General features: G+C 64.7%; 19 protein-coding genes. 3 read left to right on the top strand and 16 right to left on the bottom strand.

What is annotated here, in order from left to right:
• Positions 1-30: 30 nt before the first annotated feature.
• Complete coding sequence (locus ACN8M7_RS11245) at positions 31-951, bottom strand: LysR family transcriptional regulator (protein ID WP_490260816.1); 921 nt, start codon at positions 949-951, stop codon at positions 31-33.
• Between the two features lie 168 nt (positions 952-1119).
• Here ACN8M7_RS11245 and ACN8M7_RS11250 point away from each other — a divergent pair, with 168 nt between their 5' ends.
• Entirely contained in the window at positions 1120-2322 is a 1203-nt protein-coding gene (locus tag ACN8M7_RS11250; RefSeq protein ID WP_490260817.1) for a CaiB/BaiF CoA transferase family protein, read from the top strand.
• A 145-nt stretch (positions 2323-2467) separates the two neighbouring features.
• Positions 2468-3403, top strand: a complete 936-nt coding sequence (locus tag ACN8M7_RS11255) for a hydroxymethylglutaryl-CoA lyase (RefSeq protein ID WP_490260818.1) — start codon at positions 2468-2470, stop codon at positions 3401-3403.
• A 69-nt stretch (positions 3404-3472) separates the two neighbouring features.
• Here the strand turns inward: ACN8M7_RS11255 and ACN8M7_RS11260 are convergent, their stop codons facing one another.
• The 10 genes from ACN8M7_RS11260 to ACN8M7_RS11305 form a co-directional block, all read right to left on the bottom strand.
• Positions 3473-4999, bottom strand: a complete 1527-nt coding sequence (locus ACN8M7_RS11260) for a DHA2 family efflux MFS transporter permease subunit (protein WP_061237550.1) — start codon at positions 4997-4999, stop codon at positions 3473-3475.
• A 1-nt stretch (position 5000) separates the two neighbouring features.
• Positions 5001-6194: an EmrA/EmrK family multidrug efflux transporter periplasmic adaptor subunit gene (locus ACN8M7_RS11265; RefSeq protein ID WP_490260819.1), complete on the bottom strand. Its 1194-nt coding sequence runs from the start codon at positions 6192-6194 to the stop codon at positions 5001-5003.
• A gap of 9 nt (positions 6195-6203) precedes the next feature.
• Entirely contained in the window at positions 6204-7649 is a 1446-nt protein-coding gene (locus ACN8M7_RS11270) for an efflux transporter outer membrane subunit (RefSeq protein WP_197432124.1), read from the bottom strand.
• Complete coding sequence (locus ACN8M7_RS11275; protein WP_061237552.1) at positions 7649-8116, bottom strand: MarR family winged helix-turn-helix transcriptional regulator; 468 nt, start codon at positions 8114-8116, stop codon at positions 7649-7651. Before ACN8M7_RS11275 ends, ACN8M7_RS11270 begins: the two co-directional genes overlap by 1 nt.
• 279 nt (positions 8117-8395) lie before the next feature.
• Positions 8396-9391 (bottom strand): TRAP transporter substrate-binding protein, encoded by a 996-nt coding sequence (locus tag ACN8M7_RS11280; protein ID WP_061237553.1) that lies wholly within the window; start codon positions 9389-9391, stop codon positions 8396-8398.
• Positions 9392-9465: 74 nt separating this feature from the next.
• The gene (locus ACN8M7_RS11285) at positions 9466-10293 is read right to left on the bottom strand and encodes an HpcH/HpaI aldolase/citrate lyase family protein (RefSeq protein ID WP_061237554.1); all 828 of its coding nucleotides are present in this window, start codon (positions 10291-10293) and stop codon (positions 9466-9468) included.
• An 88-nt stretch (positions 10294-10381) separates the two neighbouring features.
• Positions 10382-11584, bottom strand: coding sequence for a CaiB/BaiF CoA transferase family protein (locus tag ACN8M7_RS11290; RefSeq protein WP_490260820.1), 1203 nt, complete (start codon positions 11582-11584; stop codon positions 10382-10384).
• A gap of 80 nt (positions 11585-11664) precedes the next feature.
• Positions 11665-13017 (bottom strand): MmgE/PrpD family protein, encoded by a 1353-nt coding sequence (locus tag ACN8M7_RS11295; protein ID WP_490260821.1) that lies wholly within the window; start codon positions 13015-13017, stop codon positions 11665-11667.
• A 10-nt stretch (positions 13018-13027) separates the two neighbouring features.
• A complete protein-coding gene (locus ACN8M7_RS11300) occupies positions 13028-14191 on the bottom strand; it encodes an acyl-CoA dehydrogenase family protein (protein ID WP_061237557.1) in 1164 nt (387 codons plus the stop codon).
• Between the two features lie 74 nt (positions 14192-14265).
• The gene (locus tag ACN8M7_RS11305) at positions 14266-15093 is read right to left on the bottom strand and encodes an HTD2 family dehydratase (RefSeq protein ID WP_490260822.1); all 828 of its coding nucleotides are present in this window, start codon (positions 15091-15093) and stop codon (positions 14266-14268) included.
• A 197-nt stretch (positions 15094-15290) separates the two neighbouring features.
• On the opposite strand from ACN8M7_RS11305, the gene ACN8M7_RS11310 reads away from it, so the two are divergent.
• The gene (locus tag ACN8M7_RS11310) at positions 15291-16178 is read left to right on the top strand and encodes a LysR family transcriptional regulator (protein WP_490260823.1); all 888 of its coding nucleotides are present in this window, start codon (positions 15291-15293) and stop codon (positions 16176-16178) included.
• Positions 16179-16356: 178 nt separating this feature from the next.
• Here the strand turns inward: ACN8M7_RS11310 and ACN8M7_RS11315 are convergent, their stop codons facing one another.
• The 5 genes from ACN8M7_RS11315 to ACN8M7_RS11335 form a co-directional block, all read right to left on the bottom strand.
• Positions 16357-17910 carry a sigma-54-dependent transcriptional regulator gene (locus ACN8M7_RS11315; RefSeq protein WP_061237861.1) on the bottom strand — a complete coding sequence of 518 codons (1554 nt, stop codon included), beginning with the start codon at positions 17908-17910 and terminating at the stop codon, positions 16357-16359.
• Between the two features lie 137 nt (positions 17911-18047).
• A complete protein-coding gene (locus ACN8M7_RS11320; RefSeq protein WP_490260824.1) occupies positions 18048-21125 on the bottom strand; it encodes an efflux RND transporter permease subunit in 3078 nt (1025 codons plus the stop codon).
• Entirely contained in the window at positions 21122-22207 is a 1086-nt protein-coding gene (locus tag ACN8M7_RS11325) for an efflux RND transporter periplasmic adaptor subunit (RefSeq protein WP_490260825.1), read from the bottom strand. Before ACN8M7_RS11325 ends, ACN8M7_RS11320 begins: the two co-directional genes overlap by 4 nt.
• Positions 22204-23328 (bottom strand): efflux RND transporter periplasmic adaptor subunit, encoded by a 1125-nt coding sequence (locus ACN8M7_RS11330; protein ID WP_490260826.1) that lies wholly within the window; start codon positions 23326-23328, stop codon positions 22204-22206. The genes ACN8M7_RS11325 and ACN8M7_RS11330 overlap by 4 nt, the downstream gene beginning before the upstream one ends.
• 22 nt (positions 23329-23350) lie before the next feature.
• Positions 23351-24211, bottom strand: coding sequence for an alpha/beta fold hydrolase (locus tag ACN8M7_RS11335; RefSeq protein WP_490260827.1), 861 nt, complete (start codon positions 24209-24211; stop codon positions 23351-23353).
• Positions 24212-24579 lie beyond the last annotated feature (368 nt).

A 24579-nucleotide genomic window follows, 5' to 3' on the forward strand; every position in this document is an offset into this window, starting at 1 on the left:
TTCACATTTGGACAAGCGAGCCTTCGGCATTCACGAAGGCAGCGCTGAAATATCCTCTATCGATGGGCTACTGCGCAGGTGATCGAGCATCTGCTTCGCGGTCAGCGAAAGGTTGTCCTGATTGCGCACCGCCACCTTGAGCTCGCGCCGGGCCCAGGGGTCGTGCAGCGGAATCACCCGCACATCCAGCGCCGGCAGGTAGGTGCGCACCGCCAGGTCCGGCAGCACACCGACGCCCATGCCGGTGTGGATCATCCGGCAGATGGCTTCGAAGCTGCGCACCTGAATACGCAGGCGCAAACTCACGCCCTGGCTCTGCGCCGAGTGCTGCAACAGGCCATGTAACGAGGCGTCCTGCTGCAGGCCGATGAAATCGAAACCCACTGCCTCGCGCAGGAACAGGCCGTCGCGCTCGGCCAGCGGATGCTCACGCGGGGTGACCAGCACCAACTGGTCGTGGTGGTAGGTGAACACCTGCAGATCCTCGGCCGGCACGTGGCCAGCGAAGATGCCGATATCAGTCAGGCCCTCGCGCACCGCGCGAATGGTTTCGCTGCTGACCCGCTCCTCCAGATCGATCTTCACCTGCGGGTGCAGGCGACTGAAGCTGGCCAGGTCCTCGGGCAGAAACTCGATCACCGCCGAGGTGTTGGCATGGATGCGCACATGGCCTTTCACCCCCTCACTGAACTCGCTGAGGTCGGCGTTGAGCTGCTCGAGGTTGTCCATCATGTTGCGCGCATGGTGCAGCAGCGCGTGGCCGGCCGGCGTCAGCTCGACACCCTTGGGCTGACGATAGAGCAGCGCAATACCCAGCTGGCTTTCCAGGTCGCTGACGCGCTTGCTCACCGCCGCCAGGGCCAGGTGCTCGCGCTCGGCAGCGCGGGTCAGGCTGCGCTCGTCGGCGATGGCGACGAACAGCTTGAGGGTGACGAAATCGATACGGCGCATGAGGGTCTCCATTTCGTGCCTGGCGAAGCGAAGCTGCCAGAAAGCCGATTTACAGCATGCCACTTCGCGATACGCGAAGCCTAGCTTGGCCATTGGGCAATTGTCGCCACCGCTGCGCTGCGCCATTCTGCGCACCACGAGAAACGCACAGGCAAATCAGGTGCAGCCATGAATCAGAGCAACAACAGCAACATGGCCCTGCAGGGGCTCAAGGTGATCGAGATGGGCCAGCTCATCGCCGGTCCCTTCGCCAGCAAACTGCTCGGCGAATTCGGCGCCGACGTGATCAAGATCGAGCCGCCGGGCGTCGGCGACCCGCTGCGCAAATGGCGCAAGATCAAGGACGGCACCTCGCTCTGGTGGCACGTGCAATCGCGCAACAAACGCTCGCTGACCCTCGACCTGAAGCAGGCCGAAGCGCAGGACATCGTGCGCAAGCTGGTGAGTGAAGCCGACGTGCTGGTGGAGAACTTCCGCCCCGGTACGCTGGAAGGTTGGGGTCTGGGTTATGACGCACTGAAGGCGATCAACCCGCGGCTGATCATGTTGCGCATCTCCGGCTACGGGCAGACCGGCCCCTACCGCGACCTGCCCGGTTTCGGCGTGATCGGCGAAGCCATGGGCGGCCTGCGCCATCTCTCCGGCTACCCCGGCCAGGCGCCGGTGCGCGTCGGTATCAGTATCGGTGATTCGCTGTCGTCGCTGTACGGCGTGATCGGCGTGCTGCTGGCCCTGCAGGAGCGTGCGCGCAGCGGCGAAGGCCAGGAAATCGACGTGGCGCTGTACGAGTCGGTGTTCGCCATGATGGAGAGCCTGATCCCCGAATACGATGCCTTTGGCTACGTCCGCGAACCGGCCGGCAGCGCCCTGCCCGGCATCACCCCATCCAATTCCTACCCCTGCAACGACGGCAGCTACGTGCTGATCGCCGGCAATGGCGACAGCATCTACAAGCGTCTGATGAACCTGATCGGCCGTGACGATCTGGGCAACGACCCTCGCCTGGCGCAGAACGACGGACGCAGCCAGCACGCCGAGCTGATCGACGGCGCCATCGCCGAATGGACTGCCCAGCGCGGCCGCGATGAGGTGATCGAAGCGCTCAAGGGCGCGCGCGTACCGGCCGGCTACCCCTACACCGCCGCCGATATCGTGCAGGACCCGCACTACCTGGCGCGGCAGATGATCGAGCAGGTGCAGACCAGCGTCGGCCCGCTCAAGGTGCCGGGCGTGCTGCCCAAACTCAGCCGCACACCGGGCCGCATCGGCACCGGCGGCCCGCAGCTGGGCGAGCACAACGACGACATCCTCGCCGGGCTTGGCCTGAGCGCCGAACAGGTCGCCGGTCTGCGCGAGCGCGGAATCATCTGAACCGTGGCCAGCGGTGGATGGATAAAGCGTCATCCGCCCTACGCAACTGAAATACGTAGATCCGTGTAGGGTGGACCGGGGCGCGTAGCCAACGCGAAGCTTGTCCACCGCTGTTACGGCTCGCAAGAACAACAGGACTCCCCTCATGAGCAAACGTCTCTATATCCAGGACGTCGCCACCCGCGACGGCTTCCAGATCGAAGCCAGCTTCGTGCCCACCGAAGACAAGATCGCCCTGATCGACCGCCTGTCCCACACCGGCCTGGCCAAGATCGAAGTCACCTCCTTCACCTCGCCCAAAGCCATTCCCAACCTGCGCGATGCCGAAGAAGTGATGCGCGGTATCACCCGCGTGGCAGGCGTGGAATACACCGTGCTGGTGCCCAACGTGAAAGGCTGCGAACGCGCGCTGTCGTGCGAGGTGGACGAGATCAACCTGGTGATGTCCGCCAGCGACACCCACGGCCTGGCCAACCTGCGCATGACCCCGGAGCAGTCGCTGGCGCAGTTCGCCGAGATCATCGAAGTGACGCGTGGCAGCGGTGTGTTCATCAACGCCTCGCTGTCGACCACCTTCGGCTGCCCGTTCGAAGGCGAAGTGCGCGAAGCCCGCGTATATGAACTGACCGAGCGCCTGCTGGAGATCGGCGTGCAGGGCGTGACCCTGTGCGACACCACCGGCATGGCCGACCCGGCGCAGGTCGAGCGTATCTGCCACGAAGCCCTGCAGCGCTGGCCCGAGGCGGTGTTCACCGCGCATTTCCACAATACCCGTGGCATGGGCCTGGCCAATGCCCTGGCGGCGCTGAACGCGGGCATCGACCGCTTCGACGCCTCACTCGGCGGCCTCGGTGGCTGCCCCTACGCACCGGGCGCCAGCGGCAATATCTGCACCGAGGATCTGGTGCACATGTTCCAGCGCATGGGCCTGGATACCGGGGTCAACCTCGATGCCCTGCTCGAAGCCGCCGCCACCCTGCCCGGCCTGATCGGCCACGACGTGCCGGGCGCCATCCTCAAGGCGGGCAAAGCGGATCGCCGTTACCCGAAGCCCAAATGGATGAGCGAAGCCAGCGCGTGATCCTAACCCAGCTTGCCAGCGCATGACCCCGGCCAGGCCAGGGTCATCACGAGCTCTGCGCGCGGCGGCTCAATGCCCGCCGCCCGCCTCCGCGCCCTTGGCCGAGAACGGCGGCTTGGCCAGCCAGATGATCAGGATCAGGCCAAAGAACAGCCAGCCCAGCAGGGTGAAGTAATCCACGGTCGAGAGCATGTAGGCCTGGCTTTGCACCAGTCGGTCGATCTGCGCATAGGCCGACTGCGAGGCGCCGCCGAGCTGCTCCAGATACTGGTGCGTGGCCGGGTCGTAAGGCGTGATGTGCTCGGTCAACTGCGCGTGGTGGTAGATCTCCCGGCGATGCCAGATCCAGGTGGTCAACGACGAGGCGAAGCTGCCGCCCAGCACGCGCAGGAAGGTGGCGAGGCCGGAGCCGTCGGCGATGTCCTTGGGCGGCAGGCTGGAGAGCAGGATGCTGGTGGTCGGCATGAAGAACAGCGCGACCCCCAGGCCCATGAACACCTGCACCTCGGCGATATGCCGGTAATCCACCTCGGTATTGAACGAGGCGCGCATGAAACACGAAGCGCCAATCACCAGGAACGAGCCGCCGGCCAGCAGGCGCAGGTCGAACTTGTGCGCGTACTTGCCCACCAGCGGCGACAGGAACAGCGGCAGGATGCCGATGGGCGCCGCTGCCAGCCCGGCCCAGATCGGCGTGTAGCCAAGCTGGGTCTGCAGCCACTGCGGCAGCAGCAGGTTGATGCCGAAGAAGCCGGAATAGCCCAGCACCAGCGCCAAGGTGCCGAAGGTGAAGTTGCGGTACATGAACAGGCGCAGGTTGATGATCGGGTGTTTGTCGGTCAGTTCCCAGATCACCAGAGCCACCAGCGAAACCACCGAGATGGTGGTGCCGATCTGGATGAAGGTGGACTCGAACCAGTCCAGGTCGTTGCCCTTGTCGAGCACCACCTGCAGCACGCCGACACCCAACACCAGCAGCATCAGCCCGATGTAATCGATGGGCTGGTGCTCGGTGCTTTCCGGGCGGTTGCGCATCTGCGTCCAGACCACCAGGGTGGCGAGAATGCCGATGGGCACGTTGATGAAGAAAATCCACGGCCAGCTGTAGCTGTCGGTGATCCAGCCACCGGCAATCGGCCCGATGATCGGCGCCACCACCGTCACCATCGCCAGCAAGGCCAGGGCCATGCCGCGCTTGGCACTGGGAAAGATCGCCAGCAGCAGGGTCTGCGCCATGGGATACAGCGGTCCGGCCACCAGCCCCTGCAGCGCACGAAACACCACCAGCTCGGGCATCGAGCGGGCGATGCCGCAGAGGAACGAGCTGATCACGAACAGCACCACCGCGGCGAGAAACAGCTTCACCTCACCGAAGCGCCGGGCCAGCCAGCCGGTGAGCGGCAAGGCGATGGCATTGCACACGGCGAACGAGGTGATCACCCAGGTGCCCTGCTCCGAACTGACCCCCAGGTTGCCGGAAATGGTCGGCAGCGCGACGTTGGCGATGGTGGTGTCGAGCACCTGCATGAAGGTCGCCAGGGAAATGCCGATGGTGGCCAGCAACATGCTGGCCGGGCGGAAATTGGCGTCGCTCATCTCAGTTCTGCCGCGCCGGCTCGGCCGCCGACGCCTGCGGCCCATTGGCGTGGATGATGCGCTCGATCAAGGCGTCGGCTTCGGCCATCGGCTCGTCATAGACCGCCGTGCTGAAGCGCGCCTGCTTGGGCATCTGCGTCGACAGCTGCGGGCCGCTCTGGTCATGCAGGTCGACGGTTACCGAGGTCGACAGGCCGATACGCAGCGGATGCTTGTCCAAGGCCTCTTCATCCAGCTGGATACGCACCGGCAGGCGCTGCACGATCTTGATCCAGTTGCCGCTGGCGTTCTGCGCCGGCAGCAGCGAGAAGGCGCTGCCGGTGCCCACGCCCAGGCTCTCGACATGGCCCTGGTAGATCACATCGTCGCCGTACAGATCGGCCTCGACGGTCACCGGCTGGCCAATGCGCATGTCGCGCAACTGGGTTTCCTTGAAGTTGGCGTCGATCCAGAGGTCATGCAACGGCACCACGGCCATCAGCGCGGCGCCCGGCTGGATGCGGCTGCCCACCTGCACCGAACGCTGCGCCACGTAACCACTGACGGGCGCCACCAAGGTGCTGCGCGCGTTATTGAGAAAGGCCTGACGCAGTTGCGCAGCCGCGCTTTTCACCTCCGGGTGGGAGGCGATCACCGTGTCGTCGACCAAGGCCTGATTGGTGTCCAGTTGCTGCTGGGCGGAGATCAGTGCGCTCTGCGCGCTGTTGAGGGTGTCGCGGGCGTGGGCCAGCTCCTCACGGGAAATCGCTCCCTTGCTGGCCAGGGCGACCCGCCGCTGGTAATCGGCCTGGGCGCGCTGCACGTCGATCTTGCGCGAAGCCACTTGTGCCTTGTAGCTGTCGACGTTGCTGTACAACCCACGCACCTGGCGCACCGTGCGCGCCAGGTTGGCCTCAGCGCTCTGCAAGGCCACCTGGGTGTCGGCCGGATCCAGCCAGACCAGAGGCTGACCGGCTTCGACGTAATCACCGTCATCCACGGCGATGCGGATGACGGTGCCGGTGATACGTGGCGTGATCTGCACCAGATTGCCGCCGACGTAGGCGTCGTCGGTTTCCTCGTAGAAACGGCCGTACAGCTCGTGGTAGGCGAAGATCGCCGCACTGCAGAGCACGACGATGGCGCCGAGGCCAAGCAGCAGGCGTTTGCGCTTGCTGGAATTGGCGGCAGCGGGAGAGGCTTGAGAGTCAGTCATGGCGAGTGCTCAGCGTGCGGAAGTGGATAACGGAGCGGCGGCCTCGAAGCCACCACCCAGGGCCTGCATCAGCAGCACCGAAGCGTCGATACGCTCGGCCTGCAAGCTGGCCAGTTGTCGTTCGCTCTGCAGCAACTGCTGCTCGACGCTGAGGGCATCGAGGTGGTTGCCGATGCCATCGGCATAGCGCTGCATGGCGATGTCGTAGGAACTGCGGGCGATGTCACGCGCCCGTTGTTGCTGGTCGATCTGCTGCTCCAGGGAGTGGATACGGCTGATGCCATCGCCGATATCGCCCAAGGCACCGAGCAGGGTCTGGTTGTATTGCGCCACGGCCACGTCGTAGTCGGCGTTACGCCCGGCCAGGGCGGCGCGGCGGGCGCCACCATCGAAGATCGGCAGGCTCAGCGCCGGGCCGATGCTGAAGAAGCGACTGGCGCCGCCGAACATGGCATCACCGAGCAGCGACTTGCTGCCAACGGCCAGACTCAGGTTGAGGTTGGGATAGAAATCCGCCTTGCTGGCCTCGATGTCGCGGCTGGCTGCTTCGACGCGCCAGCGCGCCGCGACCAGGTCGGGACGACGGCCGATCAGCTCGGCCGGCACATGGCTCGGCAGGCTCACCGCGCTCGGCGCGATCAGCTGCGGACGCGGCAGCCTGGCCCCGCCATCAGGCCCCTGACCGAGTATCACGGCCAGGCGAATGCGGGCGCTGTCGACCTGCCGGGTCGCGGCGGTCAGGCTGGCTTCGGCAGCGGCCTCAAGACTCTGGGTCTGCTGCAACTGGTAGTCGCTGTCGAGTCCGGCCTCGACCCGACTGCGGGCCAGCACGAGCATGTCACGCGTGCGCTTGAGGTCCTGCTCGGCCAGGTCCTGGGTGGCGTAGGCCAGGCCCAGATCGTTGTAGGCACGGGTCACCTCGGCGGCCAGGGTCAGGCGCGCGCCCTGGCGATCCACCTCACTGGCGCGAGCCCGACCCAGGGCCGCTTCCCAGGCAGCCCGGTCGCCGCCCCACAGATCGAAGTGATAACCGCCTTGCAACGACAGGCTGCGCAGGGTGCCATAGCGGCGGCCCTGGCCGCTGGGGTCATCGACCCGCGCGGCGCGTGAACGGGTCACCCCGGCCTCGATGTCCAGGGTCGGCTGACGCTGGGCATCGGCCGCCAGCACCGCAGCGTTGGCCTGGCGAGCGCGGGCATCGGCGACCTGCAGATCCGGGTTGCTGCGCAGGGCTGCGGCGATCAGCCCGTCCAGTTGTGGATCACCCAGACTGTTCCACCAGTCATGCGCTGGCCAAGTCGCCGGCGACAGCTTGTCGCTGAAGGTCGGCCCTTGCAGACTGGCACTGTCCAGGGCCTGGCCTTGCGTGTGCAGGCCTTGCGGTGAAGCACAGGCGGCCAGCAGCAGCGCGCTGAACATCAGGGATAAGGGGGTACGCAACGGCATGGTGCTCATCATTCTCCGGGCAACTGCGGCAAGGCGTCGGCCGCCATCAGCATTTTTTTCGTCAAGCGCTGGAATTCGTCGAGCTCGGCGCGCGTCAGGCAGCCAGTCAGCTCATTGATGGCGTCCGCCGCGATCCGCGGCACCAGAACGCCCAGGGCATCGCCGGCCTCGGTCAGCCGCAGGTGCACCTGACGGCGGTCCGCATGGCTGCGCTCGCGGGTCAGCAGGCCCTTCTGCTCCAGGCGATCGAGCATGCGCGTCATCGCACCACTGTCGAGGTTGAGCAGACGCACCAGATCGGCTGGCGTATCAGCACGGTTCTGGCTGACAAGCAGCACCACCTTGAACTGCGCGGCCGTGATGTCATGGTTCACCAGATGGCGCTCCAGGATGCGGTCCTTGAGCTGGTTGATCAGGGCAATGAGATGGCCCGGTGAATGTTGCAGGGAGAAGTGTTCGCGGTCGAAATGTGGCATGAAAAATTACCTGCCCAGGCAGTGATTGCCATGTAGGTTACTGCCTAGGCAGCGATCAGCCCAATTACATTTGGTAATACTTGTTATCGACATCCGACATAATTTGAAATATTCAGCGCACAGAAGACTGACTCTCAGGCGCTGAACGAGTTCAATGCCCCCAGCCTGCGAAGGGCTTCCGGCCTGCGCTGGGCAGACTCCAGGGAACCGGCGCCTGCAGCGAAGCTGCCAAACGCAAACGCCCGGCATGAGCCGGGCGTTTTCATTTCAGGGCGAAACTCAACCCTGGTTGGATTTCTCCGCTGCCTGAATCAGCTCGGCACCGATCTCCTTCTCGAACTTCTTCCACACCGGGCGCATCGCTTCACGCCACTCAGCGCGTTGCTGCGGGGTCAGCTCGATGATCTCGGTGGTGCCAGCCTTGGCGATGTCCTGCTTGGCCGTACGGTTGAGCGCGTCAGCCTGCTTGTTCACCTCGACGGAGACCTCGGCCATGACCTGTTCCAGCTCGCTGCGCACGTCATCCGGCAGGCCGTTCCAGAACTGGGTGTTGGTGATCACCATGTAGTCGATCAGGCCATGATCGGACTCGGTCATGTACTTCTGCACCTCATGCACCTTCTGGCTGTAGTAGTTCGACCAGGTGTTCTCGGTGCCGTTGACCACGCCGGTCTGCAGGCCCTGATAGACCTCGGCGAAGCTCATCTTGCGCGGGTTGGCACGCACCGCCTTGAACTGCTCCTCCAGCACCGCCGAGGCTTGCACGCGGAACTTCAGGCCACGGGCATCAGCCGGATCACGCAGCGGCTTGTTGGCCGACATCACCTTCAGGCCGTTGTGCCAGTAGGCCAGGCCGGTGATGTTCTTGTCCTCCATGGACGTCAGCAGCGCACGCCCCTCGGGGCTGGCCTGGAAGCGATCGACCGCGGCCATGTCATCGAACAGAAACGGCAGGTCGAACAGCTGCACGGGCTTGGCGTACTGCTCGAACTTGGCCAGCGACGGCGCCAGCATCTGCACCTCACCGAGCAGCAGCGCCTCCATTTCCTTGCCATCGCCGAACAGCGAAGAGTTGGGGTAAACATCGACCTTGACCCGCCCAGGCAGGCGCTCCTCGGCCAGCTTCTTGAACAGCAGAGCGCCCTGCCCCTTGGGCGTGTTGTCTGCCACCACATGGGCGAACTTGATGATGATCGGCTCATCGGCAGCCTGCACCAGGCCGGCACAGGAAAGCATGGCGGCGCAAGCGAGCGCCTTGGCGGTGAGTTTGAACATGACGTTACCTCATTGTTGTTGTTGGTCGGTACGTGGGACGAAATGACCGGCGACGCCGTGCCGCCGGCCGGTGTTCAGGCTGGGCTCTCGCCGGCCCGTTGCAGCAAGCGACGGGCACGGCCCAGCACCGGGGCGTCGACCATCTGGCCGTCCACCACGAATACGCCGGCACCACTGCTGGCAGCGGCCATCACCCGTCGTGCCCAGGCCAGTTCCTCGTCCGCCGGGCACAGTGCGCGGTGAACGATCTCGACCTGACTGGGATGGATGCAGAGCAAACCGTCGAAGCCCATGTCACGCGCATCGCGCGTGGTACGAGCCAGACCGTCGCGGTCTTCGATGGCTGGAAACACGCTATCCAGCGGCGCCGCCAGGCCGACCGTGCGCGAATGCAGCAACAAGGCGTAACGGGCCTGGTCGAGGATGCGTTCGGCCGCCGCGCTGCCGCTGCTCAAACCGAGGTCCAGGCCCAGGTCGAGGGCGCCGAACGACAGTCGCTCGACGCCATCAGCGCGGGCGATTTCCGCCAGTGCCAGCAACCCCGCCGCACTCTCGATGATCGGCCACACCGGCTTGCCGCAAGCGGCGACGCGTGCCACCTGGGCGGCGCTCTCCACCTTGGGCAGCAGCACGCCGACGACACCGGCATGGCGGGCGCAGAGTTCGATATCGGCGCCATGCCCGGCATGCTCGGGGGCATTGATCCGCACCAGCAGACGCGCCTGCGGGTTGGCCGTTAAAAAGGCATCGAGATTGGCCCGGGCCTCCAGCTTGAGGCTCTCCTGCACGGCATCTTCGAGGTCGACGATGACCGCGTCGGCGCCGACGGCAAGCGCCTTGGGGATACGCTCCGGGCGACTGGCCGGCACGAATAGCGCACTACGAATGATGGGTTTGTTCATGCTCGAACCTCTGCGCGGTTGGCAGGCATGCGGTGGACGAAAAGAGCGTCGTCCACCCTACGCGGCGACTGCCGGGCTACGGTCGAACTCATACCGCCCCCTGTTGATGCAGGCGCAGGATGTCGCCGGCGGCATAACCCAGTTCGGCGAGCAGCGTGTCGGTGTGCTGGCCCAATGCGGGGATGGCGTCCATGCGCGGCTCGAAGGCGCTGTTGCGCCCCGGCGGCAGCAGCGCCGGCAAGCTGCCGCTGGGGCTGTCGACCTGGCGCCAGCGCTGGCGCGCTTGCAGTTGCGGGTGGGCCCAGACACCGGCCATGTCGTTGACCTGGGCATTGGCGATCTGCGCCAGCTCCAGGCGCTCGATGACCTGCGCCGTGCTCATGCGCGAGAACGCCTCGACGATCAGCGCGCGCAGCTCAGCGCGGTTGGCCGAGCGCTTGAAGTTGGCGGCAAAGCGCTCGTCGCTGGCCAGCTCCGGCTGCCCCAGCACCTTGGCGCAGAACGCCTGCCATTCGCGCTCGTTTTGCAGGCCGAGCATCACCGTGCCGCCGTCGCCGGCCGGGAACGGGCCGTAGGGATAGATGGTCGAGTGCGCGGCACCGGCGCGCGACGGCGGCGTGGCACCGTCGTAGGCGTAGTACAGCGGGTAGCCCATCCACTCCACCAGGCTCTCCAGCATCGACACGTCGACGCGGCTGCCGACGCCAGTCCTGCCGCGCAGCATCAGCGCCGACAGCACGCCGGTGTAGGCGTACATACCGGCTGCGATATCGGCGATGGAGCAACCGGCCTTGGCCATCTGCTCCTCGCCCTCACCGCCGGTAACGGAGAGAAAGCCGCCCTCGCTCTGGATCAACAGGTCGTAGGCCTTCTTCTGCTCGTAGGGGCCACCTTCGCCATAGCCGGAGATGTCGCAGACGATCAACTGGGGAAAACGCTCGTGCAGCGCCTCGAAGGACAGGCCCATGCGCGCGGAGGCACCCGGTGCCAGGTTCTGCACCAGTACGTCGGCCTTGGCCAGCAGACTGCCAAGCACCTGCATCGCATCGTCCTGCTTGAGGTCGAGGGTCAGGCTTTCCTTGGAGCGGTTGGTCCATACGAAATGCGAAGCCAGTCCGCTGACGCGCTCGTCGTAGCCACGGGCAAAATCACCGCTGCCGGGGCGCTCCACCTTGATCACCCGCGCACCGAGGTCGGCGAGCTGGCGGGTGCAGAACGGCGCGGCGATGGCGTGTTCCAGGCTGACCACGGTGATACCGTCCAATGGCCGGGGTTGTTGTACGTTGTTCATATGCAGATCCCTGATCCGTAGGGTGGATCGGGACGCGTAGTCCGCGCTTCATCGATCCACCGCAAAGTCGAAGCGAGCCGTCAGGCCAGGTTGCTCAGATCATCGGTCTGGCGCAGGCGCCAGACTCGCTCGATCAAGATGCCGGCCTCATCACTGCTGCGCTTGCCGGCGAAGGCCAGCAGGCGGCGGAACTTGTCCTCGAGTTCGGCGCGGCAGAGGCTGTTGCCGGGGTCGCCCTTGGGCTCGTCGATGGCGCCACGCAAGGTGCGGCCATCGCCGGTGATCACCTCGACACGGCCCAGCCAGCGCTGCGGGTAGGCCACATCCACCTCCGGGTCCAGGCGCATCTGCACCTTGTCGCGAAAGGCAGCCACGGCCGGGTCCTGCAGTGCCTGGTTGGTGAATTCGCTGAGCCCAGCCTTGCCATGCACGGCGATCAGACCGAGCACGGTGCCCATGGAGAACTTAGCCTGGTGCACGGTCTGCGGCACCTTCACGCGACCGAGCACATCAATGGCGCCCTGATGCACACGGGCGATGACCTGGGCGATATCGCCGTGGCGCAGCCCCTCGCGCCACATCAGATCGAGCAGCGCGTCAGCCGCCGGATGGGTGTGACGGCAGGAGGCGTGGAACTTGAACGAGGTTTCCGCCAGCGCCCAGCGCCGTCCGAGGCGATCGGACAGCTTGCTCGGCTCGGCATCGCGCGACATGCCGGCGGCCATACCCTGCTCGCCTTCGAGAATGTTCTGCGCGCCGGTCAGGCCCTGCTCTGTGAGGTAAGCGGCCAGCAGGCCATCGGCGGCGGCCTTGGCGGTGTGCAGTTGCTTGGAGTCGGCCGCATCACGCAGAAATTCCCACAACCCCGCCGCCTGGGTGCCGGCATTGCCGAGCAGATGGATGAACTGTCGCTGGTCGAAGTCCAGCAGCTTGCCCACCGCAACCGCAGCGGCCAGGGTGCCGACGGTGGCCGTGGTGTGGAAGATGCGGTAATGCGAGCGCCCCAGGAATTCGCCGATGCGAATGCCCGCCTCGTAGCCGGCCACCGAGGCCAGCAGCAGCTCGCGACCGGACTTGCCGAGATCCTGCGCCGCAGCCAGGGCTGCGGGGAAGACCACAGTGGCCGGATGCAGCACCGAGCTGTTGTGCAGGTCGTCCTGCTCCACCAGGTGTGAGGAGGCGGCATTGACCAGTGCGGCGAAGTAGGCCGAGGTGCCCCGGCCGTTGACCAGGATGCGCGCCGGGCCATCGGCTGGGCCCATCTTCTGTGCATAGGCTTCGAACAGCGGGATCGGCCGCGCGCCCTCGCTGGCCAGCGCCGAGCCCAGCCAGTCGAGCAGCAGGTCTTCGGTGCGATCGAGCACGTGCTCGGGCAGGTCGTCGTAACGCAGCTCGGCGAGGAAGGCCGCGAGCTTCTGGGTGTCCGTGCTCATGGTCGGTTCCTCAGAAACTGCGTGGCAGTTCGAGCAGATGCTCGGCCACGTAGCTCAGGATCAGGTTGGTGGAGATCGGCGCCACCTGGTACAGGCGGGTTTCGCGGAACTTGCGCTCGACGTCGTATTCGTTGGCGAAACCGAAGCCGCCGTGGGTCTGCAGGCAGGCGTTGGCCGCCTCCCAGCTGGCCTTGGCCGCCAGGTACTTGGCCATGTTGGCCGCTGCTCCGGCGTTGCGCCCGGCGTCGTATTCTTCGCAGGCGCGCCAGCGCATCAGGTCGGCGGCCTCGATCTCGATATGCGCCTCGGCAATGGGAAACTGCACGCCCTGGTTCTGCCCGATGGGCCGGCCGAACACCACGCGGTCACGGGCGTATTGCGCGGATTTTTCGATGAACCAGCGCCCATCACCGATGCACTCGGCGGCGATCAGCGTGCGCTCGGCGTTGAGACCGTCGAGGATGTAGCGAAAGCCCTTGCCCTCCTCGCCGATCAGGCTGCTGGCGGGAATTTCCAGGTTGTCGAAGAACAGCTCGTTGGTCTCGTGGTTGACCATGTTGGCGATCGGCTGCACGGTCAGGCCGTTGCCGATGGCCTCGCGCAGGTCGACCAGGAAGATCGACATGCCCTCGGACTTGCGCTGCACCTCGGCCAGCGGCGTGGTACGCGCCAGCAGGATCATCAGATCCGAGTGCTGCACACGCGAGATCCACACCTTCTGCCCATTGATCACGTACTTGTCGCCCTGGCGCACGGCGGTGGTCTTGATCTTGGTGGTGTCGGTGCCGGTGGTGGGTTCGGTGACGCCCATCGACTGCAGGCGCAGTTCGCCGCTGGCGAGTTTGGGCAGGTAGTAGCGCTTCTGCTCCTCGCTGCCGTTACGCAGCAGGGTAAACATGTTGTACATCTGCCCGTGGATGGTGCCGGAGTTGCCGCCGCAATGATTGACCTCTTCGAGGATCAGTGACGCCTCGGCCAGGCCCAGGCCCGAACCGCCGTATTCTTCCGGGATCATCGCCGACAGCCAGCCGGCTTCGGTCATGGCGCTGACGAAGGCTTCGGGGAAGCCCTTCTCTTCATCGATCTTGCGCCAGTATTCGGCGGGAAATTCCGCACACAGGGCGCGCACGCCTTCGCGGATCGCATTGAGTTCTTCGTTGCTGTTGGGGTTCATCACAGTTCCTCGATAACGCGTAGCCCGGATGCAATCCGGGGCGATTTCCCGGATTGCATCCGGGCTACGGACAATCAGTCGAATTGCACTTCGGCGCGCTGCGCCAGGCCGGCCTCGTTGCCCGCCCAGAGTTCGGCCTGGCCCTCGCCGCTGATGCGCCCGCCCACCTCGAAGGGCCTTGGCGCAATCAGCGGACGCAGGCCGCGATAGGCGAAGTGGCGCAAACGCGCCTGCGGGTTGGCGCGGCAGAAGGCACGCAAGCTCAGGGTGGCGATCAGCGGGCCATGTACCACCAGGCCGCTGTAGCCCTCGGTTTCGGTGACGTAGGGCCAGTCGTAGTGGATGCGGTGGCCGTTGAAGGTCACCGCGCTGTAGCGAAACAGCAGGGTGCTGGACGGCGTGACCGCCTCACGCCAATCGCCGGCGACCAGCGGCTCGCCACTGCTGGCCTTGGGCGGGCTCGGCTCGCGGTAAACGATGTCCTGCTCCTCGCGGATGGCCAGCTCACCGTCCTGCAGGTAGTCGTGCTGCACCGTGACGAACAGCAGTGCACCGCTGCGCCCGTGCTTTTCCTCGATGTGCTTGATGGTCGATACCCGGCTGGCTTCGCCACCCACGCGCAAGGGCTGGATGAATTCGATACGGCCACCGGCCCACATGCGGTTGCGGTTATCCGCCGGCGGCAGGAAGCCACCGCGCGCCGGATGGCCGTCCTCGCCCAGACCGATCTCGGCGACCGGCTCCTGAAAGAACGCCCAGTGCCACAGCGGCGGCAGTGCCTCGCCATGGGCTGGCGTGGCTTCGCCAAGGGTGGCGGCGATGCGCTTGACCAGATTGCGGCTGAGTTGGTCGTGCACGTCTTCGCGACGACCGATCCAGGCGGAAAAAGCAGAATCACTCATGGGCAGGTTCCAGCTCGGTTCTTGTGTGAGCTGGAGCATGCGACGCCGACCGCGTTCAGAGAATCCGCATTTATTTAAACCAGCGTTCGGTTAAGCTGAACGCCATATTTCTATGTGGGAGGGGCTTTAGCCGCGATGTTTTCCGGGGAAGCCAGGGCGTCGCGGCTAAAGCCCCTCCCACAGAAGCAGAGGAACCCATGCATTTCGATCTTGCCGACCTGCGCCTGTTCATCCATATCGCCGAGTCGCCCAGCCTGACCCAGGGCGCGCGCAAGGCGTTTCTTTCCCCGGCTGCCGCCAGCGCGCGAATCAAGGCACTGGAAAGCCAGCTTGGCAGCCGCCTGCTGTACCGCGACAGCCGTGGCGTCGAGCTTACCCCTGCCGGCCAGCGCCTGCTGCAGCACGCGCGGCTGATCATGCGCCAGGTGGATTACCTGAAGAGCGAGTTCACCGAATACGGCACCGACGCCGCCGGACACATCCGCATCTTCGCCAACACCACGGCGGTGACCGAATTCCTCCCTGAAGTACTGGCCGGTTTTCTCGCCGAACGCCCTGGCGTTACCGTCGACCTGCAGGAACGGCTGAGCCGCGACATCGTCCGCGGCGTGCTCGATGGCGCGGCGGATCTGGGCATCATCGCCGGCCCGGTGCAGGCGCCCGGCCTGCAGGTGCTGCACTTCAGCACCGACCGCCTGGTACTGGCCGTTCCGCTGGGCCACGCCCTGGCGCAGCGACACTCGGTGAGCCTCGCCGACACCCTCGCCTACCAGCACATCGGTCTGCACGAGGGCAGTACCCTGCTGAGCTTCTTGCGCGAGCAGGTGGAACAGCTCGGCGGCAACCTGGCGCTGCGCATTCAGGTATCGAGCTTCGAGGCGATCTGCCGGATGATCGAAGGCGGCGTCGGCATCGGCATCATCCCCGAATCGGCCGCACGCCGGCACAGCCGCACCATGCAGTTGGCGATCCTGCAACTGGACGAAACCTGGGCGCTGCGCGAACGCAGCATGCTGGTGCGTGAGCTGGATGCGCTACCGGGCAGCGTGCGCGCGCTGATCGAGCGACTGAACCAGGGTGTGTAGCGCCAGACGAATTCGCGGGCAAAAAAAAGGGCGACCAATTTGGTCGCCCGCCCATTCAAGGCATTCCCCAAGAGGAATGCGGAAACGCTTGCACCCAAATCACGCAGGATGATCGGGACGGCTTCAGTGTCGCCGCAGGTGCCTGCCCTGCCTATTGCACCAAGGTCGTAGGCCGCGGCTATTCCTTGCCCAGGCCATGCTGGCGCAACTTGTTGGCGATGGTGGTGTGCGAAACCCCGAGCCGCTTGCCCAGCTGACGGCTACTGGGGTGCTCGTGATACAGGCGCTCCAGCACCGCCTTCTCGAAACGGCCGAGAATATCGTCGAGGTTGCCCTCCACCGAAAACTCGCCCAAAGGCTGCGGCGCACCGTAGTCCGGCAGGCGGATATGCTCGGCCTTCACCATCCCGCCATCGCACAGCGATACGGCCTGGAACAGCACGTTCTCCAGCTGCCGCACGTTGCCCGGCCAGTGGTAGTGGGCCATGCGCTCGAAGGCCTGCGGCGCCAGCCTGGGCAGGCTGCAGCCGATCTGCCGACTGGCGGAATCGAGAAAGTGCTCGACCAGAGGCGCCAGGCCATCGAGACATTCGCGAAGCGGCGGAATATGCAGACTGAGCACGTTGAGGCGGTGGTAGAGATCCTGGCGAAACTCGCCACGGGCGCAGAGTTCTGACAGGTCGACCTGGGTCGCACAGATCACCCGCACATCCAGGTACACCTCCTCATCGCTGCCCACTCGGCGGAAACAGCCGTCCTGCAGAAAGCGCAGCAACTTGGCTTGCAGACGCGGGCTCATCTCGCCGACGCCATCGAGGAACAAGGTGCCGCCAGCCGTCAGCTCCAGCAGACCGAGCTTGCCTTCCGGGCGTGCGCCTTCGAAGGCACCGGCGCCGTAACCGAACAGCTCGGTCTCGGCCATCGACTCGGGCAAACCGGCACAGTTGAGCGCCATGAACGGCGACTGCCCGCGCGGGCTGGCCAGGTGGCAGGCACGCGCCAGCAACTCCTTGCCGGTGCCGGTCTCGCCTTCGATCAACAGCGGCGCGTCCAGTGGCGCCATACGCCGCGCCTCACGCACCACGGCCGCCATCACTTTCGAGCTCTGGAAGATCGAGTCGAAGCCTCGCAGTTCCTGCTTGCGCACGTGATAGATGCGCTCGCCAACACGGTCGGCACGGTGCAGGGTCAGCACCGCACCGGCCAGCGCTTCACTCTCGTCGTGCTCACTTTGCAAGGGTGCGATATCGGCGAGGAACACATCGCCCTTGATCTGCACGCGCAGGCCATTGATGCGGGCCTTGTTGGCGCGCACCAGCTCGGGCAGGTCGAAGTCCTCGGCGTAACGCGACAGCGCAATGCCCGGCACTTCGTCCACGCGCACGCCGAGCAACTGCGCAGCGCTGCGGTTGGCGGCGACGATGGAGCCGCCCATATCGATCGACAGCACCGGAAAGTCCAGCGCGCCGAGCAGGGCATTGAGTTCCAGGTGGCGCCGCTCGCTGGGCATCAGGCCGACGCGCTTGATGCCGAAAACGCCGGGAATGTCCTCGAACTTCGGCCGCAGCGACTGGAACTGCAGATTGATCAGGTTCGGGCAGTGCAGGTAGATGGCATTGCCCTGTTCGCCCCCCACTTCACCGCGGGCGACATTGATGCCGTAGTCGACCAGCAGGTTGAGCATGTCACGCAAGATGCCGACACGGTTCTGACAATGCACCTTAATACGCATGGCAGGCCTCCTGCTGATATCTCGCAAGCACGGCACGGGAAGTCACTCGTAAATCAACAACTCTCAATGGTCTTTTATCCTTGTGTGAGAGAGTGTCACGCCCGCAGGCGCAACACCCATGACCATTTTGTGCACGCTCATGCGTCATTGGTTGCAGGCACCTCATCGACCGTTCCACCCTGCCCCGCGTCATCTGCATGACAGAGCAGATAAAGGGCAGGCAGGAATATCAGCGTCAACACCGTGGCCACGGCAATGCCACCGATCATCGCGTAAGCCATCGGCCCCCAGAACGCCTCGCGGGCAATCGGGATCATCGCCAGACCGGATGCCGCAGCGGTCAGCAGGATCGGCCGGCAGCGATGTTCGGTGGCATGCACCACAGCAGCCTGCAACGCGAACCCCTGCTGACGGAAAGACTCCACCTGGCTGACCAGGATCACCGAGTTACGCACGATGATACCGATCAACGCCAGCACTCCGAGAATGGCGACGAACCCCAGCGGCGAGTCGGTCACCAACAGGGCTCCCACCACGCCGATCAGTCCCAGGGGCGCCACGCTCAGCACCAGCAAGACCTGTTTCACGCTCTGCAACTGAATCATCAACAGGGTCACCATAAGAAACAGCATCCAGGGCACCACACGCAGGATGGGTTGCTGCGAACGCGCACTGGCCTCCACCGCGCCGCCCACCGCCACCTTGTAGCCCACCGGCAACTGCGCGGCGAAATCATCGAGCGCCGGCTGCAACCCGGCGACCAGCGCATCGGGCTGCAGGGTGCCGACGATGTTCGCTTTCAGGGTGATGGTCGGCAAGCGGTCACGGCGCCATACCAGGGGCTGTTCCTGCTCATAACCGATACTAGCGAATGCCAGCAGCGGAATCGATTCACCTGTACGAGCAGAAGGTATCTGCAAGCTACCGATCAGCTCCGGTGACTGCCGTTCGGCAGCCTGCGCCCGCGCCACCACGTCGACCAGATGAATGCCATCGCGGATCTGCGTGATGCTCGAGCCGGACACCACGCTGTGCAGGATCTGTGCAGTGTCCTGGGAGGAAAGACCGAACTGGCGCGCCTTGTCCTGCTCGATGTCGATGCGCAACACCTTGGCGGGTTCGTTCCAGTCGTACACCACCTGGCCGATGTGCGGATGGGCATCGACGATCGCCGCCAGGCGCATGGCCTGAGCCCGTACCTGCTGGATATCCGGGCCACTGACCCGGTACTGGATCGGCCAGCCCACCGGCGGCCCCATGTTCAGCGGCTGCACGTTGAAACCGATGCCGACGAAGTCCTGGTGCAGGCGTTCGCGCAAGCGCGCGAGCAGGCGATCACGCGCCGCGCCACCCTGGCTGACGATGACCACCTGACCATAGAAGGGGTTGCTCAGCTGTTGATCCAGCGGCAGGTAGAAGCGCACGGCACCCTTGCCAACGTAGGAGCTCCAGCGCAGCACGTCCGGGTCGTCGCGCAGCGCCTGCTCGAAGCGATCCATCACCGCGCGCGTGGCGTTGATCGAACCCTGCTGCGGCAGGTGGAAGTCCACCAGGATCTCCGGTCGATCCGAGTCGGGGAAGAATTGCCGCTGCAGCAGCGGGGTCGCCGCCAACGACAGGGCGAAGGCCAGCAGAGTCAGGCCCACCGTCCAGTTGCGATGACGCAGCGCCAGTGCCAACCAGGCGGAAAACAGTCGCTGCCAGCGGCTGCTGCCGTGTGTCTGAGTCGGGCGCCGCAGCAGGTAGACACCCAGCAAGGGCGCGAACACCACCGCCACCAGCCAGGACAGCAACAACGCCACGGCAATCACCGCGAACATGGTGAACACATACTCCCCGGCGGAACTGGAGTTGAGGCCGATGGGCACGAAACCGGCCACCGTCACCAGGGTGCCAGTGAGCATGGGAAAGGCCGTCGAGGTGTAGGCATGCGTCGCGGCCTTGGGCAGGGAATCGCCCAGCTCGATGCGCTTGATCATCATCTCCACGGTGATCATGGCGTCATCCACCAGCAGCCCCAGGGCGATGATCAAGGCGCCGAGGGAAATGCGCTGCAAGGTGATGCCGCTGTAGGACATGAACAGAAAGACCATGGCCAGCACCAGCGGGATGGAACAGGCCACCACCAGACCGGCACGCAGGCCGAGGCTGATGAAACTGACCACCAGCACGATCAGCACGGCCTCGAACAGCGCCTTGGTGAAGGTGCCGATGGCCTTGTCCACCACCTGGGCCTGGCTGGATACCAGATGCACATCCAGGCCCAGCGGCAGGTCGGCGGTCAGCGCGTCGATGCGGTGCTGCAAGGCCGCGCCGAAATCCTGGATGTTACCTCCGGCCTGCATGGCCACGGCCAGACCGAGCGCCGCTTCACCGTCATAGCGAAACAGAGAACTCGGCGGTTGCGCATAACCGCGCTCGATGCGCGCCAGATCACTCAAGCGCAGCAGGCGATCACCGAAGCGCAGGCTGACGGCCGCGAGATCCTCCTCGCTGGCGAAGGCGCCACTGGCCTGCACCGCGATACGCTCCTGCTCGCCGTCGATGAGGCCCGCCGGAGTGACCGCATTCTGCGCCTGCAGGCTCTGGATCACCTGGCGCAGGTCGATGCCCAGGGCCGCCAGACGGCGAATGGAAAAGTCCAGATAGATGACCTCGGGCTGACTGCCGAGCAGCTCTACCTTGCCCAGGCCGGGCACGCCCTTGAGCCCCAGGCGCAGGCGCTCGGCGTAGTCGCGCAACTGCCGCGGCGAGAAACCTTCGCCGGTCAGGGCATAGATGTTGCCGAAGACATCGCCGAACTCGTCGTTGAAGGCCGGCCCCTGCACGCCGCTGGGCAATTCGCCGCGGATGTCCTGCATCTTCTTGCGCACCGCGTACCAGGCATCCGGGATCGCCCGCGCTGGCGTCTCACTCTTGAGAAAGACGAACAGCGTGGTCTCGCCAGCCAGGGTGTAGCTGCGCACGTAGTCCAGGGCGTCGATTTCCTCGAGTTTCTTCTCCAGGCGGTCGGTGACCTGCTGCAGGGTTTCATCCAGCGTCGCACCGGGCCAGCGCGCCTGGATCACCATGGTCTTGATGGCGAACGCGGGATCCTCTTCGCGCCCCAGTTGCAGGTAGGCGAAAGTGCCCATCAGCAAGGTGACCAGCATGGCGTACCAGACCAGTGTGCGATGACGCAGTGCCCAGCCAGACAGATTGAATCCTTCCCTCATGAACCACTACGCTCCTCGAGCCTGACCCGCTGTCCTTCGCTCAAGCGCGCCACACCCGCGCTGACCACCCGATCACCGGGCTGCAAGCCTCCCCGCACGCGCACCCGCGATCCACTGCGATCGACTACCTCGACCTCGACGGCCTGCACCTGCGAACTCTGCCTGTCGATCCGCCAGACGTAGTGCTGCCCAGCCAAGGTCCACAACGCCGAAGCAGACAGAACCGGCTCGGCTATCGCGGACTGCCTGGCAAGCTCCACGCTGACCAACGAACCCAGGTGCACCTCTGCCGGCAGCCGCTCCACCGCCAGCCTGACCCGCTGCACGCGGGTAACGGCATCCAGCTCCGGGTCGATCTGCCGCACATGCGCCCAACTGCCGACGTCCGGCTCGCTCATCGACGCGACCCAGATACGGGGCGGCCCGTTCTGCGCCGCCAGCTCGCTCACACCCAGTGCGGGCAGATCGACCCACACTTCCAGACTGTCCAGCCGGGCCAGACTGAGCACGGCTGCACCACTGGCCAGGACCTGCCCGACCTCGGCATGCCATGCCGTGACCACGCCATCGGTATCGGCCAGCACCTGCGTCTGCCGCAAGTGCTCCTGCGCACGGTTCAAGGCGGTGCGCGCCTGGCGCAAGGTCGCCGCACGCACCCGCACCTCGCTGGACAACTGCTCGAGCCTGGCCAGGCTACCAACCCCCTGGTCATGCAAGCCCTGGTAGCGCACCAGCTCGTCGCGAGCGTTACGCCATAGCACCTCGGCACGAGCCAACTCGCCCTGGCGGTTACGTACCTCGCTCTGCTGATCGCTGCTTTCCAGGCTCGCCAGCAGTTGCCCCTTGCTGACTCGCTGCCCGACCTCGACCTGCCTGCTGAGCAAACGACCGCTCTGGCGGAACGCGGCAACCAGCTGATAACGCGGCTGAACGGTACCGGTGAAGCGTGTCCCGGCCGAACCTGATGACGGAGCGATTTCATCGAACAGGACGGGACGCTCGATCTGCGCAGACGGGGCCTGTTCACCACAGGCCATCAGCAGGACACAAAGCAGCACCAGAGCCCCCTGCATCCACCTCATGGCTGCAGCCCTGCATCTGCCGCGGCCTGGACGGCAGCCACCTCGACCCGCTGACCGGGATAGAGCAACTGGCCACCCTGGGCCACGATCAGGTCGCCGTCCTGCAAACCCGCCGCCACCAGCACCCTTCCCGTTTCGTAGCGCGAGACCTCGACCGGAACCAGGCTGACATGCTGCCGGGCGTCGATGCGCCAAACGGCCGGCCTCCCCTGATCACGACTCAGGGCCGACCAGGGCAGCACTGTGACCTCGCCCTGCGGCTCGGCCAAACGCGCCACCACCACGCTTCCCAACGGCCATTGCTCAGCCTCGGCCGGCAGGCTGACACGCAGGCGCACGGTGCCCGAGCCGGCCGCCACGCGGGGCGCGATCTCTCTTACCCGTCCACTGATCTCGTGCTCAGGCTCGCTCAGCGCATGCAGATGGACGATGCTTCCGACCTGCAGCCCTGCAGGCAGTGCTTCATACCAGTCGAAAACCGCTTCAGGCGCTTCGTCATGCGCCATCGACAGCACCACCTGCCCGGCCTGGACCACCTCGCCTGCGGTCACCCGGCGCGCAACTACCACGCCATCGGCCAGAGCCAGCAGATCGGCATCCGCTACGGCGTCCACGGCTATCTGGCGGCGCGCCATTGCCGACATCAACTCGGCCTCGGCGCCTTTGAGCGCTGCCTGTGCTCGCTCGTATTCGTTGCGATTGGTGTACCCCTGCGGCAGCAACCGGGCCTGGCGCGCATGATCCGCACGCGCCAGTTCCAGCCGCGCCTGCTGGGCCTGCACTTGCGCTTCGCTGAGTTCCAGAGTCGTACGTAACTCCAGTGGATCCAGGCGCCCAAGGCGTTGCCCGGCAACGACCCTGTCGCCGACGTCGACCGACAACTGCGTCACCTTCCCCGCACTGGGAAAGGCGAGCTCACTGACGAAGCGGGCCTGAAGATCGCCGGTCAGGACGGTTTGCGCCAGACCAGGCATCCGCTCGACCCGCTGCGCCACGACGCGCACCGCGCTCTTGTCAGGCGCCGACTCCACGGAACACCCCAACACCAGAACCACCAACCAGCAGGTCGCAGCGAAGCGCAACAGCGTCCAGCGCGCAACGGCATCCAATCCAACCCCCATCCCCTGTCACGCCCTCTGCAAATCACACCAACGACGGTGACAGCTCCGGAAACACCCGCGTAGCGACCTCGGCACCGAAGAAAGACAGCGCCGACTCACGCGATGCAAGCCAGGCCGATTTGCTCTCCAGATCGAGAAAATGCCCTGCCCCCTGGACCACCGTGAAATGGCTGTCCGCGACATAGTGGGCGAACTGCCGCGCATCCGCTGCCGTGGTGTATTCGTCCCGCTCACCATTGACGAACAATACCGGGATTTTTATCTGGGCAAAGCGCTCCACATAATTTTTGGCACTGAGTTCACGGACCTGGGCAATATGGAACTCGATCTGCCGGTATTCGTGCTCGGCCAGACTGATCAAGTGCTTGAAGTTGTAGAGTTTGAACAGGCGCGGCAAGTATTTGCCCACCGTATCATTGAGCAGGCTGCCGATCTTTCTCTTGTCCCGGGTCGCCAGGTAAGCCTGCCCCTTGTCGAGATAGTCCCGCATCGCTTCATTGATGACCGGGGAAAACGAACTGATGATCGCCCGCTCGACGCTTGGTGGAGATTCAGCAAGCGCCAACATGGCCGATACCCCACCCCAGGATACCGACAATAAAAAATTGACCTGAAAACGTTCGATAAGATCCAGAATAATACGAACTTCATCTTCCTTGCTGACCACACGCCCGAGCGCATTGTGCTCACGTGACTTCCCGGCAAAGGGAAGATCGAACAACACAAGATTAAAATGAGGCTGCAAGTACTTTACTGTTTGCCCGAAAGATCCCGTCGTGGACAGAGCGCCATTGATGAGCAATACCGTCTTGGCCTGCTCTCCGCACCAATACATCTCCGTATAAACATTGAAACCCGCCGCCGTCAGTACCTTCGTTTCCATGCCCTGTACTCCAGAAATATAAACATAAACACGATCATTCTCATCCGTGAAAGCGGCGAATACGTCAATAAAACGTCACAATACAGAATGAAAGATTCGCGAAAGGTTCGAATCCCTGCCCCCTCCTGCAGGAATTGGAATTTTTATAGCCCAGGGCATCCGTGACCGACAAGTCAATGACGCCATGTTTCAGGCGTTCTTGATTGAAATAATGCACCCAAAACGCAGCGCCCCACCTCGATCCTGTAGGGTCACCATCGCCCCACGGGCAGGCCTCACGGGACGTCATGTCAGGGTGTAGCAATTTGCTTACGGATTAATTGACCACTATCGAGAAACATTTTGTTACACATGTGCGGCGCAATTAA

Origin of the sequence: Pseudomonas spartinae, assembly GCF_965197125.1 — a bacterium.
GTDB lineage: Bacteria > Pseudomonadota > Gammaproteobacteria > Pseudomonadales > Pseudomonadaceae > Aquipseudomonas > Aquipseudomonas composti_A.